The organism is Vibrio tubiashii ATCC 19109 (assembly GCF_000772105.1).
Taxonomy (GTDB): Bacteria; Pseudomonadota; Gammaproteobacteria; order Enterobacterales; family Vibrionaceae; genus Vibrio; species Vibrio tubiashii.
On the sequence record NZ_CP009359.1, the window covers coordinates 34,197 to 47,973 of the forward strand.

Annotated in this window: 19 protein-coding genes; 1 reads left to right on the forward strand and 18 read right to left on the reverse strand. The window is 40.0% G+C overall.

All coding sequences use genetic code 11. From position 1 onward, the window contains the following. Nucleotides 1-993 precede the first annotated feature (993 nt). From IX91_RS25465 to IX91_RS25505, 8 genes are all read right to left on the reverse strand, one after another. On the reverse strand, nucleotides 994-1,290 hold the full coding sequence (locus tag IX91_RS25465; protein ID WP_004745246.1) for a hypothetical protein: 297 nt from the start codon (nucleotides 1,288-1,290) through the stop codon (nucleotides 994-996). Nucleotides 1,291-1,294: 4 nt separating this feature from the next. Continuing rightward, nucleotides 1,295-1,525: a hypothetical protein gene (locus tag IX91_RS25470; RefSeq protein ID WP_004745247.1), complete on the reverse strand. Its 231-nt coding sequence runs from the start codon at nucleotides 1,523-1,525 to the stop codon at nucleotides 1,295-1,297. Beyond that, entirely contained in the window at nucleotides 1,512-1,865 is a 354-nt protein-coding gene (locus IX91_RS25475; protein WP_004745249.1) for a hypothetical protein, read from the reverse strand. Before IX91_RS25475 ends, IX91_RS25470 begins: the two co-directional genes overlap by 14 nt. Nucleotides 1,866-2,111: 246 nt before the next feature. Next, on the reverse strand, nucleotides 2,112-2,402 hold the full coding sequence (locus IX91_RS25485) for a hypothetical protein (RefSeq protein ID WP_004745252.1): 291 nt from the start codon (nucleotides 2,400-2,402) through the stop codon (nucleotides 2,112-2,114). A 7-nt stretch (nucleotides 2,403-2,409) separates the two neighbouring features. Beyond that, on the reverse strand, nucleotides 2,410-2,649 hold the full coding sequence (locus tag IX91_RS25490; RefSeq protein WP_004745254.1) for a hypothetical protein: 240 nt from the start codon (nucleotides 2,647-2,649) through the stop codon (nucleotides 2,410-2,412). 51 nt (nucleotides 2,650-2,700) lie between these two features. After that, complete coding sequence (locus IX91_RS25495; protein WP_236643052.1) at nucleotides 2,701-3,396, reverse strand: MmcB family DNA repair protein; 696 nt, start codon at nucleotides 3,394-3,396, stop codon at nucleotides 2,701-2,703. Between the two features lie 166 nt (nucleotides 3,397-3,562). Continuing rightward, on the reverse strand, nucleotides 3,563-3,814 hold the full coding sequence (locus IX91_RS25500) for a hypothetical protein (RefSeq protein ID WP_004745258.1): 252 nt from the start codon (nucleotides 3,812-3,814) through the stop codon (nucleotides 3,563-3,565). 12 nt (nucleotides 3,815-3,826) lie between these two features. Continuing rightward, on the reverse strand, nucleotides 3,827-4,114 hold the full coding sequence (locus IX91_RS25505; RefSeq protein ID WP_236643054.1) for a hypothetical protein: 288 nt from the start codon (nucleotides 4,112-4,114) through the stop codon (nucleotides 3,827-3,829). Between the two features lie 894 nt (nucleotides 4,115-5,008). Here IX91_RS25505 and IX91_RS25520 point away from each other — a divergent pair. Next, nucleotides 5,009-6,151 carry a GIY-YIG nuclease family protein gene (locus IX91_RS25520; RefSeq protein ID WP_004745264.1) on the forward strand — a complete coding sequence of 381 codons (1,143 nt, stop codon included), beginning with the start codon at nucleotides 5,009-5,011 and terminating at the stop codon, nucleotides 6,149-6,151. 458 nt (nucleotides 6,152-6,609) lie between these two features. Here IX91_RS25520 and IX91_RS25525 read toward each other — a convergent pair whose 3' ends face one another. From IX91_RS25525 to IX91_RS25575, 10 genes are all read right to left on the reverse strand, one after another. Beyond that, entirely contained in the window at nucleotides 6,610-7,044 is a 435-nt protein-coding gene (locus IX91_RS25525; RefSeq protein WP_004745265.1) for a hypothetical protein, read from the reverse strand. Between the two features lie 11 nt (nucleotides 7,045-7,055). After that, nucleotides 7,056-7,358 carry a hypothetical protein gene (locus IX91_RS25530; RefSeq protein WP_004745268.1) on the reverse strand — a complete coding sequence of 101 codons (303 nt, stop codon included), beginning with the start codon at nucleotides 7,356-7,358 and terminating at the stop codon, nucleotides 7,056-7,058. Nucleotides 7,359-7,481: 123 nt separating this feature from the next. Further along, complete coding sequence (locus IX91_RS25535) at nucleotides 7,482-7,664, reverse strand: hypothetical protein (protein WP_236643056.1); 183 nt, start codon at nucleotides 7,662-7,664, stop codon at nucleotides 7,482-7,484. 18 nt (nucleotides 7,665-7,682) lie between these two features. Continuing rightward, complete coding sequence (locus IX91_RS25540) at nucleotides 7,683-7,889, reverse strand: hypothetical protein (RefSeq protein WP_004745271.1); 207 nt, start codon at nucleotides 7,887-7,889, stop codon at nucleotides 7,683-7,685. 4 nt (nucleotides 7,890-7,893) lie between these two features. After that, a complete protein-coding gene (locus tag IX91_RS26925) occupies nucleotides 7,894-8,715 on the reverse strand; it encodes a hypothetical protein (protein ID WP_004745273.1) in 822 nt (273 codons plus the stop codon). A 342-nt stretch (nucleotides 8,716-9,057) separates the two neighbouring features. After that, a complete protein-coding gene (locus IX91_RS25550) occupies nucleotides 9,058-10,392 on the reverse strand; it encodes a hypothetical protein (RefSeq protein ID WP_004745276.1) in 1,335 nt (444 codons plus the stop codon). Nucleotides 10,393-10,541: 149 nt separating this feature from the next. Then, on the reverse strand, nucleotides 10,542-10,733 hold the full coding sequence (locus IX91_RS25555; protein ID WP_004745279.1) for a hypothetical protein: 192 nt from the start codon (nucleotides 10,731-10,733) through the stop codon (nucleotides 10,542-10,544). 3 nt (nucleotides 10,734-10,736) lie between these two features. Continuing rightward, nucleotides 10,737-11,339 (reverse strand): hypothetical protein, encoded by a 603-nt coding sequence (locus IX91_RS25560; protein ID WP_004745281.1) that lies wholly within the window; start codon nucleotides 11,337-11,339, stop codon nucleotides 10,737-10,739. Nucleotides 11,340-11,608: 269 nt separating this feature from the next. Beyond that, nucleotides 11,609-12,115: a J domain-containing protein gene (locus IX91_RS25570; RefSeq protein ID WP_004745284.1), complete on the reverse strand. Its 507-nt coding sequence runs from the start codon at nucleotides 12,113-12,115 to the stop codon at nucleotides 11,609-11,611. A 197-nt stretch (nucleotides 12,116-12,312) separates the two neighbouring features. Next, nucleotides 12,313-13,068: a SprT-like domain-containing protein gene (locus IX91_RS25575; protein WP_004745286.1), complete on the reverse strand. Its 756-nt coding sequence runs from the start codon at nucleotides 13,066-13,068 to the stop codon at nucleotides 12,313-12,315. Nucleotides 13,069-13,777 lie beyond the last annotated feature (709 nt).

Below are 13,777 nucleotides of genomic sequence, written 5' to 3' on the forward strand. Positions count from 1 at the left end.
ATCATTTCATTCATTTCTGATCAATCCACACAACACCCTTTGAAAATGAGCAATATTCTTGCGATTACTCTCCTTTTCATTTCGTTATCAAATCCGTTTTGATACAGCATTATCATATCGGCTTTTATTCCGTTTTGATAGTGTTTTTGTGCATGAAGTGTACGATTGAGAATTTTTACAAATAAGAGGTAGGAGATTGCATTAGATAGATTAGCAACTAGGCGTTCGCTTTCTCTGTACTGCGCTTGATTATGGTAATAGCGAGTTAGTGCAGTTTAGTTTGATTTGGTCTGATTTTTTGAGAATACACTTACCCTACAGCTTGGGGATAAATAAGCTTGCTTAGTTAAGCCGATAGCAAGCTACACTGTCATTCAGTGTTTCTCAGATAAGATGTTAAAGAGCCAACCTGTACGTTGTGTACTAACCCATTTTTATTACGGGTTTTATTTAGTATCTGAACTCTATAAAAAGAAAGGCCATACTGCAAGATGTGCAACATGACGCAGTACCTTGTTGACAGTCATCACTTTTAATGATGTATAAAAACTAAGTTACTTTTAATTCAATCATTTATAAAACCGTGTCATTTTTAAGATATTGGTTCAATAAATATGGTGAATCATTTGATTTGTGAATTAATTCACATATTAAATTTGATTTTACAAGCTTTTCAGACTAACAAGAGTTTAGTTTTGCAGAGAAAAGCCCCGCAGGGATAAGCGAAGCGAAACCGCCAGAACATCCCACACTGACAGACCTTTAAAGCTACTGCACACAATGGCTTTGTTCCATCCAGTGACGCTGTATTGCTAAATTATAAGCGCTTGTCAAGTTGTTAACTGCGAGCGATATACATCCCCCTACTGTCAATCTCACCTCGCACCTTGCCCGAATAAAAAAGGCCGACGTTTTCACATCGACCTTCAAAGGTTATCGCTTTGCTGCATTAAAATAGCGCACATGCTTACTATCTCGTTAAATGTTCTAGAGTTAGTGCCAAAACTTGGGTAACACAGGCATTGCCTCTGATTCTCCTTCAATGAGGAAGTCACAATACTTATCATAATGTATCTGATACTTATCAAAATGAGCCACGCAAAAAATGGTCAATTCATCTTCACTCAGCCTTGGTGACTGCGCAATGCGCTTTCCTAAGACAACTCTAGTAAACTGTTTTGAACCATCTGAATAATTGAATACTTCACAACCTACCAGGTCAGCAGTCATTTCGATGATTTCATTATCAACATAACCAATAGAACGTTCTAATTTATATACGGTTGCCATAACGCTACCTTACTCTCTTAGTACGCATGGCTTTGTAAGTTTTGTATATGATCATGGGAATGGCCAGGACACACAAAACCGCAGCAATTGCACCTACAATTGTCCCAAATGTCGCCAGTCCACTTTCATCATTATTAAGCATGAAAGCCGCCCCGCCACTTATCAACGCCACAAATAAGACAAGCCCACAGCCAAACCAACCCAATAAGAAGATAACCATTTTATTTTGAAACATTTCCTACCCCCAAAACACAAGCAAATGAAAAGACCGAGAAGACAAAGATCAAACCGAAAGCTAACAGTTTATGCAGTGAATAAAGTACCTCCCCCATAAAGCTAATCAACTCCCCCCCCACTAACTCATCTACATTGATGAAGTACAAATGGCAGGCAAAAGCGAGTAAACCAAACAAAACGACAGAGAGTATGCCTACTAGTTTCTTTTGCATTGCCGCTTCATAGAGCTTTCGCGAAACCTTGGCTACTCGCTCATACAAGAACCGAATCAACCACATTCCACCGCCAATAAAGATTCCAAATATCCACCCAAATAGCCACCCAAATAACTGCGCCATGTAGTGCTCCTATTTATTTTCCTTGAGCTTACTTTCGATAAACCGGCTTACATCTCTGCGAAGAAAAAAGACCAGGATGCCAAACGAAACAATCAAAAAGAACACACCTAGCCAGTACCCTAGCCCAAAATGGCGCACACTATCGAAAGTTTCAAATACTCCTCCTGGTTCTAGATGCCAAACTGCTAATGCTAACCAAGTAAGAATACTAACTACGTAAATAAATACTATCTTCACGAATTGCCCCTAGCTTGTTGTGATGGTAATTCGAGACGGCCAACGCGCAATAATTTCATCGTATTCTTGACGAGAGACTGCTCGTTCCAATTCTTCTTTCGGTGCTTCGCTCACTACTGTGATAGAGACACCAAATTTACGACCATGTGTTTTTAAAGTCTCAAAAATTGCACTTTCTTCACTGTTCAATGTAGCAACATCACGACCATTTAAGGAGTTGATACTTGGTTGATTTACTTCAACCGCTTTGCGGTTGGGATTGTGAGAGCGTGTTAGCTCACTTAGTCTTGAAAAATCCATCACTTCCCTACTTGTTTGATTTTTGCCATTTGGCGAATTGATACCCGATAAAAGACAGCACAGCTAACGAACCACAGTAAATAGTCGATTCATAAAAACCTCTATCTGCAAACAGCGCGGATATAAACATCAAAAAAGTCGCCACAGTGGATAAACAAACGATCACCTTTAGGTTCACCAACTCGTCTTCAAAGAACTCGCGCACTTTTTCACTACCTTGTAACTTTAATTTCAGTGATTTAAGCATTCTCTATTTCTCCTGTTTTTTGCAGTTCTGCAAAAGGGCTCTTTTCCCCCGTTAAGACGTGTATTTGTCAATAACCAAATTAAACCTACGTTCTATGTCATTCGATAGGCTTCCAAGTTCTTTAGCTATAGCCGCTTTTCTCTCATTCTCATTAGCCATTATTTCCAACTGTTCAATATGCCAACGAACACTAGATTCAAAGCTCCAGTGATCTAGGTCGAGGTCGAAAAGCTTTGAGAAACTACGTCGCATATCATTCAACTCTTTTTTCATTGAGGGATACTTCTCAATGAAATGAAGTTTAGAACCAATGTCTTTGCCAAATTTTTTGCGTAACTTCTCATGTTCCTTGTAAGAATCAAACTCACGAGGCTGAATAATTTCTGGCTGCGTTTGTCTTTGGTTGCCAGCTATGAGTAGTTTCAATAAAAGCTCATCATTTAGCTTGGCAGGGTGAAGTGTTGGACGCTTAACAGTGTTCCAAAATTCACCATTAAATGTGATTAGGCCGCATCCGTTAGGTATGTCTTTTTTAGTGATTAATCCTTTCGGAACAGCAAAAACAACCCCGTAAGAAAAATCTAGATAGCTTTTCCATTTTGCCTTAGTAACGTCAGAACGAAAGTCCGATAAGCTAACTTTAATTTCGTAAGAAATAGGGTTAGGGTTCGCAAAGCTTTTTTCGATTGTGAATACGTCAGGTCTAACCGAGCCGCTTTTACCTGCGGGTAGGTCTTCCCATACCATTCGACTTTCACCCATTAGGTGACGAGCAAGATTGTTCGCGAGCTCATTGTGAGTTAAATTACATGCCGCCATGAATGACTCCTGTTTAGTCTTTGTTGGCAGGGTTGGTGTAGTGTTCCCGCACTACATCAGCCCATTCTCTCTGCAAAAGGGGTCATTTCCCCCGTTACTCGGTGATGATTGCAAAATCGTCTTCAACCAATTCTTGCGCCGTTTTAAGTCGTTGGCCAAGCTTAATGTAAAGCGCCTCTGCTGCTTCATAAGAGAGCTTGAGTTTATGAGTGTGCAAATTCTTTAACTCTGTTTCTGTGTGCGCTATAAGCTTGTTGCTAACAATCTCAAGCTCAACGCCTTTAATGTGCTCAACCACATGAGATTCTGTTAGTAGCGACACTTCAACGTCTTCTATGAATGCCATGCTCTATTCCCTCTACGATTCGCTGTCTTGCTTAAGCATGACTTTAAACGATGCGTTTGCAGCAATTGACTCTCCAATAGGTGCGTCTTTCAGTTGCGAAACATCAGACTCAACAAACACGGCCTTAAGGTTCGATTGCAATTGTGATTCGTTAACGATCATTGTTTCATTGCTACCTTCTAGCTGAACCTCATAAACAACCCCATAGTCACGCTCAATACGCTCTAAAACTACCGCGCTTTTAGTTGGTTCACCATCAATGCAAACCTGTACTTTTTGACCATTTTTAACCATGCTCATTTCCCCTCGTTTAGTTAATAAAAAACCCACTGTAAACAGTGGGCTAGTGAGGTGATTGATTGTTAGAACTTGAAACCTATACTCTTCAAATACTCGATATGACTCTCGTACTTTTTTATGTGTCGGGTTCCAGTATTAGGTGAGATTCCAAACCGCTTTTCAGCCTCATAAACCGATGAAACTTTATCTTTTAAAACGGCTTCTACTAACTGCCTTTGCTCCTCTCGTTTAAAAAGGTGCTCTAGGATTAGTTTGAGTTTTTTATCGTTTGGGTGCATTTAATTCTGAATGTTAACAAGCCCCTGACGGGGCTTACTTTAGAAGAGGATGAAACCTAAAGTTAAACCGGAAACCATGATAACGACAGAAGTCAGCATCATGTGATTTTCTATCCACTTATCCATGAAATCACCTCCTTAGCTATGTCTAATTTGATGAAACCGCCAATAGTTAACCAGATTATAAGCCAGCGTTGGCAAAAACCAAACGTCTTTAAGCGTATCTCTGAGTTAATTTGCCTTACCTGTGCCTTTTCAAGCTCAGATGTGACAGGAGTATCGTTGTTGCCCTCACTCATAACCACCTCACATTGTTAAAGAACTAGGTCGTTTATGACCATGAGTTAATACTATCAAATACGTGATAGCATTACAAGCATTTTTTTGATAGTAAATAATTTTGTGAGCCTTAGATTTTGATTTAGGAATATGTGTATTTTCCTCGTAGAGTCAGAAATAAACACACAACGGCTTTGAGCTGTGTCGGTTATGGAACCACATGACTGTACTGGCTTTGGGGGAAAACGCGACCACTAGAAACAAGGTCAAAACTTGCACACTTATTTGAACCCATATAAACTACAATCAAACTAGGTTCAAAAAAGTATGGTGATACATGTCTGTATATTTAAGCCTTGGCAAAGATACACAAGGAAACTTTCATCACATCTACTCGCAGAAATCAGGAAAAGGCCACTTGGCCTGTCCTTTCTGTCACTGTCCGTTAATTGCTGTAAAAGGCAAAACTAAGGCGGCTCACTTTCGCCATGATGGTGAAACCTGTAAAGAGTCTTTGAATGAGATCCCGCAAATTCCCGCTTGGCATCACTTTCACCTCAACTATTCGCTAGAGATCATCAACGCTTTAAAAGACGGCTATCAAGCGGATAGCAAGTCGCCCAACGTGTTTCAACACTGGAAGTCTGGATTGCATCGCTTTACACGTACAGCCCAACGAGAACTGCTTAGCCGTGACGACTGGACAGATAACCTTATCTTCACCGATACCGCAAGAACTATCCTTGGTAGCTTACCGCTACTAGGGTTTAGCCAGTGGATGCGTAACACCTTACAAATGCGCGTTCACACATTGCGCGAAGCCATTGAACAAGGGACTCGACATCGAGCATGGCTAGAAATTGAGGCGCACCGTCAGCAAGCCATTCTCAAAGCGTCACTGTATCTGTTTGAGTACCAACTAGAGGATAACAGCGTTATTCACAAAGTTGGGAGAACATCGAGAGAGCCAGAACAACGGTTGAAAGAAACGGTACTCGATCTAGAAAAAGCCACAGGCAAAGCCGTACTTAAAAGCACTATTTTGCGCAAAGTTGCGAATTGTGGTCACGTTGAAAAGTATGTTTTTCATCGTTACAACAATCAGTTAGCTAACATTGGCTCACACACAGAATACCTGGTACTTGATGGTAAATCATTGAAGCGATTGAAAGCAGAATTTACCAAGCTGACTAACAACCATGAACCGTTCAACAAAGCGGAACGATTCATTGTTACAGGCCGTTGGAAGTATGAAGAAAAACGACTCGCAGCGTCTAAGCGTGGCATCGAGCTAACGCAACGCGAAAGCGGTAAGTTTGGTCGGCCAAAAGGAACTACGGTCAGCACTGACGACTTTCTGGTAAAGCACTCAGATATTGTAACTAGCTTGGAACATGGCCGCTCTATCAACCAAACCGCAGAATTTACAGGTAAAGGACGTTCAACCGTCAAGCGCGTAAAAGCAGCCATGAACAAATGAGGGGAAAACGCGACCACTAGAAACAAGGTCAAAACTTGCACATCGTAGGATATCTATTCGCCCTAGATAACAATAAAAAGCCGCCCATGAAATAGACGGCTTTGGATTAGTACTTGATGTAAACAAAAGTTTATTAGGTTGGCTCTGTCAGTCTACAAAAGCTATATGAATTTATCAAGTTAGCAACTTTAGCTAGTAAACCAGGATAAAAAGCAACATTACTAAATTGCACCTACATTTTTTGGTTCGTGATGTGGCTATTATGTTAAATCGCCTGGTTTTAGCATTATTTTGCCTGCTTCACTGCATTTGTTCCTCTAAATATTCAAAAAGTGCATTTTACCTTGCCATTGTAAGCGCCTTTACGTGTGTAATTTTATTACAGATTTACAAGCATATCGCCCTCAACTTACCACACTCCGTATTGCCAAGGAATCTCAGGCTTATTGCTTAAAAAATCACTTTTTCAACTTAGAACCAGAAAAGGTTGACAATTTAAGACTCCCCCCAACCTTTGAACATTCTGTACCTGACAACGAAAGTGTAACCATGTGATTATCACAGAACCCCTCAAAGTCAACTTTAGACTCTAGGACAACCGAACTATCTGTGTATGTTAATGTTATAAGATCAGTTTTTGTATAAGTGTCATAAGCAATTGGTGATATATATCCATTCTCATATGCCACTTCTATAGAAAAACTTGACGCGTCCATCTTTCCAAAATCAAGTGCATCAGAAACGCCTGTAGACAAATTAAGAAACGCCTGTTCTAGATCTTGGGTTGTGCGCTTAACTACTTCATCGATAAGAATATGAATAGCGGCCACAACTACCAACACCAAACAACAAATTTTCACAAGCCTGATTTTTTTCTTTTGCATCAATGCCATGCTCGATTCCCCTATAGATTGCTTGGAGTTGGTAACAACACTGGTAGAGCGCATATAATCAGGACGGATACCACTGCCTCTACACCACCCAATAGCATGTAAACCAAACCAGACACCGACAATACAAAAGGTGCAAAATATGGCACTTGCTTAGTAAACCACTTACTCAAGAAGCGCAGTTTAACCAAAAGGCTTCGTTTACTGTCTATCACTGGCTTGAATACTGTTTGAGTTACAGTGGGCTTAAATAGCAATGTAATCAAAACCATACAAAAAAACAGAAGGGCGTTAAGTGGTTCAAATACTGATTTCATGGCTAATTTCCTTCTCAAGATAGATCGCCAACATAGAGGCTACAAAGAGACATAAACAAGGCTGACAATGAAGCCCATACAGCAAACTTTTGATACTTATTAAAAGATATTTTCGACATCTCTTTACCCCTTAAGATCACTTCTCATTAGAGAGTCATTCTTTTTAGAGGCTTCAAGTAATGATTTTCTTAGTTCCTCAAACGACTCGGTGTTTTCAATAATCGTATTTATTTCATCTAGCGCTACATTGAGCAATGATGTTGCCACATAATCTAGCGCCTCTTGACGGGCTAGTTTTTTATCCACTTTTATTCCCCTCATTCATCAAATAACTCTAATCGCATCACCAATAAACGTGTTAGTGATTAAATAGGCTGCAAAGCTAAAAGCAAACACATTTACGATAAGCGAATAAATCAAAGCCATTGGCTCAAACTCGTTCTGAGATTTAAACTGACCATACAAAACAAATACAGACAAACCAAAGACAACGGCCAGTGATGCCAGTTTTAGGTATGTAGTCCAATCCACGGCTTTACCCCCTAAGAAACGGTACAGTAGAAAGGCCGTTATTGAGTAACCAGTTTTTGATCTCTTCTTCGGTTAAGTGAGGTTCTACAATAGCCCAACGAAAGCCTTGTTTAGACCACTTACTGCCTGCGCCTTTGAATTCAACCTCGTCAACATAAACAACTACGATTTCGTTACCATCGCCTGTTTTTTGTGGGTAGCGCTCGATCTTATCACTGGTACGAATAGTCAAACTCTCGTTATACATGTAAGTGTCTGCAATCACATCCGTTTCCCTCTTAGGCTCTATAAATGATAGGTCTGAGCTCTCGTTTGTTGGAAATATCATGTATTCTGGAACGCCACAAAGAAGCAAAATATTGGCGTATGTACCAAACGTTATTTTTGCTTCGCGAATCTGAATGCTTAACCAATTACTATCAGCTCCTACCCTTTTGGCCAACTCCTGCCTGGTTAAACCGGTTATTGATTTTTTCCCAACAAAATCTGTTAGTACATCAGCAATCGGACATTGATATTGTTCCGCAGTCATAATCAGTTGTGAGTCAATGCGAGATTTCCAATCAACACTAAGTGGTTTTACATATGGCTTACCGTTGGCCATAGCGTGAACAATGTTAAAAGCCCAAAAAGGGACGGATGATTTAGCCTCTGGATTAACATCAGATTTTGCTATCCAATTGCGAAAACTACGCCCACCAATTCCCAATAAAGTATGTAGCTCAAAAAGATCTACTGATTTATTGCTAGCAGCTAGATTAGCCATTTTTACGAAATCGCCAACAGTAGGCTTTTCGAAGTCGCCTGCTAACTGAACCTGTTTCATATTGTTACCTTCAATATCTGTTATATATTTAAGCGCCCTCAAACATAGCTGAAAGCGCTACTTCACCTATACGTTTTTAGATTTTCGCCAATCTCGAAACTCCATTAAAAACAAAGCCAAATCGAGGCGATTTCTAAACCTAATACAACTTTTTCGAATACTTTTCCCGTCCTGCATTTTTGGTTTAGTGCGCATAGCATCGACAAAAAACGTATCACAGCAACTAGGAGAAGCATGTGATTTTATAGTAGTTATTGCCATTAGTTTTCATCCTTTCGGGTTGTTGCCCTTGTGGGCGTTACAAGTTAAATAGGCTGCTCTCCATCGAGCAGCCTGGTTAAATTACAAGTCGAGAATGAATTGTTTAGTTAGTCCCACAATCCCGCTATCCCACATAGTAACCACACTGTCACTTTTGATTAGTTTTCCGCTGTCGTAACAGTCAAGCGTTAAACGGTAACGACCGTGTTCGTCCTTGATTCCAATGTTTAAAAACTTGTCTCTTGATGACTTGCTAATGTATTGAATACCGTTGAAACCACAGTCTAAACACTCGTGAATCTTTTCAACTGTTAGATCTTCTGTGTTGAAATCATAGTCAGTACGTACACTGGCACTCGTCCAACCCTTGTTAAACTCTAACGTTTTAGGCTCGCCCTTGATTACACAATCGTAACTACCTGGTACGGACGATTTAACACAATCAATGATCGCATTGAATGCCGTACCAGGGAAAACTAGCTGAAACTTAGAATCCACTGATAGCGCCTCAAATTGCTTGTATGCTTCACATGGCTGTTTATCGAACTTACGACCATCTAACAAAGCGCAAGTAATAAGCCACTCCACATCTAAATGACTGCATGAACCACCAGAAACACGTGTAATCTCCTTGCCATTGCGATCACGAATGATTGTGTATTTATTGTATTTTTCTTTGGTGTAACCGTACTTTGCAAACACATCAGTATTAGCGTTCTTTTTGCCCTTATCGTTTTCTATCTCTTTAATGCTGCGTAGGGATTCCGACTGGCTTTCAGTTGATTCTCGCATGTTATAAATCACTTCATAATCCTGTGATTCGCCACACTTACGGATAGGGTTTACTGAGACAACATTGTTAGCAACACCAAGGTTGCAAAGTAGTTTTTCTACAGAAATAAATAGGCTTGAGTCTACCTGAAAGAACACGTTTACCTGTGGCATAACGTTACGGTTAGCGATAGTAAAACAATCTTTACCTTTATAGGGCATACGGATGATAGTTAGAGCGTTACGGTTGCCAGTTTGTGCGCTCACTGGTTGAGTACTATTGAAGTGTGCCAGGTCTAGAAGTCGAGAAACACCATCAGACCCAACAATAAACGCCTTGCCTGTGCTTACTGGTTGAGGGTTTTCCTCATTCCAAGCATCAAAACAAGTACGCAAGAAGTCTTTTAGGTCAGCAACAGAAGCACAAGGACGACCATCAACAGAGTCACAAACCGAACCGTTTTTGGTTAGCTCGATGTAAGCGGTACATGCTGCAAATGATACAGACTTATCAAGAGTGATAGTGCAAAGGTAATCACCGCATAGAGATTGAATCTCATAGGTGAAAGACTTACCTTTTTCTAATTGTGAATTTACAGCAGCGGCAGTGAATAGATTAGCGAAAGCTTTATTGAATAATTTCATGTCAATCATCCTTATTGGGTTATTGCCCTAGTGGGCGTTATCTTTGCTGACGTGGTTATTATCGTTTTTTTCTACCTTTCAGTCAATATTTTTATTGTTTATTTCCTTTCTGACTCACAAAAAAAGCCTCCCATTTGGAGGCTTATCTATCAGATATGTTTCACAATCGGCTCTGTATTCTCAATACTTACACCAATGGAGTTAGCCCAATATTTGTAAAAACTCTGTCTGTTTTTCAAGTCGGTTTCTGCTAGTTCCATCGATTTAAAACCAGTAGATAAACAACTTTTCCCTGCCATAATAAAAAACCGCTTTCTAGACTCTTTGATACTCAATTCCATGCGTTACGCTCCTTTAAATGCGCTAGGTCTAACCAAGTTTAAAACCTGTATCACTTCCTCTGCTGTTAGGTCAGATAGCTTTAAGTCAAATGAATCACTAGCCACCGTTTTATCTAACCTTGCGACCGTGTGACCGTCAGCGTTTTGTACATCGTAGCCCTTTACATTGCTGTAATGGTGATGACGTTTGTTTTCGTCTAGGTAAACCACTCGATCAAGTGCGGCCATGATATAGCCGTGATTCTCTTTGTTGTTGCGCTCCTTTCCTGCTTTCTCTATCTCTTTTTGCAACGTTTCATAAGCAGTGCCAGTATGAGATAACAAACGTCTTTTAATAGCTCCGACAATGGTATTAACAGAGTTTTTAAAGCTGCACCCAATGGTTTCTACAGTCTGTAAAGTGCTGTATTTAGGATGCTTGTAGAGCAGCGACCATTTACAAATTTTGTCACCATTGCGAACGTTGATAAAAAGCCCTGCTGTGTTGGACAGATATAGCCCGTAATGATGCTCTTTCGCTGATGTAATATGATCCATGCGCCACGTACCACCGAGCACAGCGCAAACCTTTTCTAGCTTTTCAGCACAAACCTTTTCAACATTCATCGTCAAACGCTCCCTGGTATCGATTTTCTAGCGAATTAACCCAGTGATTGATAGCCATTTTTTGCAAGCCGGACATTTGATTTGTAATTTCTAGCTGTGCTGCTTCTGCCTTGATAGCTTCTAACCTAGTAAGGTTTTGATAACTCGGGTTTTCGTGGTGCAGCGAGTAGCCACAGAAAGAGGATTTGCGGACTATTAAAGCCTTTAGGGATCTTATATCTTTTCTCATGTTGCCTACTTAGGGGAGCGTTGCGCCCCCCTTTATCAAATTATGCTGCTAGAATTTTTCGACCAGATTTAGCGGGTTTTTCGCTGCCGTACTTTGCTCTGATTTCATCCATTGATGAACTAGAACGACCAAGTGATTTATATTCAGCAGGACGGTAATACCACATCTTTTTGTTTTTAGAGTAAAAGCAACCTAAACCACCTTCTTTACGTCCTAAGCGGTCTTTGTGCTTGCGAGTCTCACCACCGATCCAAATCCAGTTACCACAGATTTCAATCTCTAAGCCGTCTAGCTCGTGTAGTGCTTTCAAGATCTCGCTGTAATCTTCTGCACCGTCAGTAGCTTTAAAGCCCTCTTTGGCTTCTACTGTGTCGCCTAGTTTTTTAAGGCATTCGAAAGCAGCATTGATGAGTTTCATCATTTCTGCGCCTGCTGTATTTCGGTCTGGATGGTACTTAATAGCGGCTTTTTTATAAGCGTCTTTGATTTCTGCTTGTGTAGCAGGAGAGGTTAGATTAAGTAGGTTTAAAGCATCATTTACAAACATTGTTTTACATCCTTTCGGGTTGTTGCCCTAGTGGGCGTTACTGGAAGTTAATTGCCTTAACTTCTGGATGTATTATCGTTTTTTTCCTAGCAACTGTCAATGTTATTATTGCTTTTTTCTTGTCTTTTTATTGTTTTTCTATTGCGTTTAGTTTGCATTTTTATTGCCTTTCGATTCATAAAATCACAAATAAAGCTTCATTTATTGTTTTGTACCAATACTTTCTGACAATCATTACAACTAACGCTTAACCCTGACTTACCCCATAGATTTAAATTGCAATTGGGACATGTATATCGTGTTTTCGGTTTGCTAACTGTTGCGTTTTCTCCCGGTTCAGCTAATACCCCTTCGCCCATGAGTTCATCTATATTAGCGGTTAACTGTTCTGCTAGCTCGTCATCGAGATCGAGAGATTCTACTATCTCACCAAGTAATGGATTATCAACACTTGAAGCGGTGGCCACCGCAAAGCGATCAACCCACGGGAACGCAAAACCTTGCCTAACTAATTTTTCGCATTCTTTGATAAAGAGACCGCCTGGTATTGGATAATCGCTGATTTTTTGGCCTGTTCTTTTCCCTCCTGGTCGGCCTGTGCTTGATGGCATCAAACCAATATCTTCCATCATTTGCGCCCATTCTTTATTGTGGTAAGTTCGACGGCTTGGTGAGCCGTGTTCATATTGCCAACAATGCACCATTTCGTGAACGATCGTTTGTAACAACTCAAGTAAAGCCGACCTCCCCACATAAGCAGGGTTAATTGCTATTTCGCTACACTTTTCGCCTTTCGCATCAACCCACCGATTACAAGCAAAATATCCCATCACGCTTTTTTGTCTTTGAGTGGTAAACAAAACAGGAGGCAAGCTGTAGTCAAAAAGGTTAGCGTTGAAATGGTCGTAGGCTATTTGAAGTGCTCCATATAATTGTTGTGTTGGTGTTTCCATATGTGACCCCTTGAGTTGTATCGTACTATACAATTGTATCGTACTATACATTTTTAAAAATGTACAAATATCCATCACTCGACATCGTATCGCTTTAGTTTTTTAAGCTCATTAAAAAAGAAAAAAATCAATTGTTTGTTATGTGGGGTTCGTGGGTAACTGCTTGCAGTTATCCACAAATCCACATTTATATAATATCTCTATTCTTTATATGTATATTCTATGATCTCTATAAGATCTATAAGATCTATAAGGTTTGTTTTATTTATACTTTTCAATGACTTATGGACTTTAACATTACTGTTTACTCCGGCTATTAGATCGCTTCACTCCGGTTACTAGATCGCTTTACTCCGGTTACTAGATCGCTTTACTCCTAAACTAGATCGCTTTACTCCTGTATGACTATCTCTTTACTCCGGATAAGATTACTACTTACTCCGGTAATCGCTGCTTTGGGTGTTGATATCTTGGATTAAATCGAATCGTTTTACATTTTTGCGATTAATTATGACTTATTACTCCGCTTTAGCCCCCAAAACCTAATATTTGCCCTTTACTATTACCACTTACTCCGCTATTACTACCCATTATTAAACTAAATATTACTACTTACTCCCCATTGTTAGGAGTAAACAGTAATAATTTATCGCTATGAAGAGTAAACCGTCATAGTTGGCTAGATAATTAGGAACAATTGATAATAGTT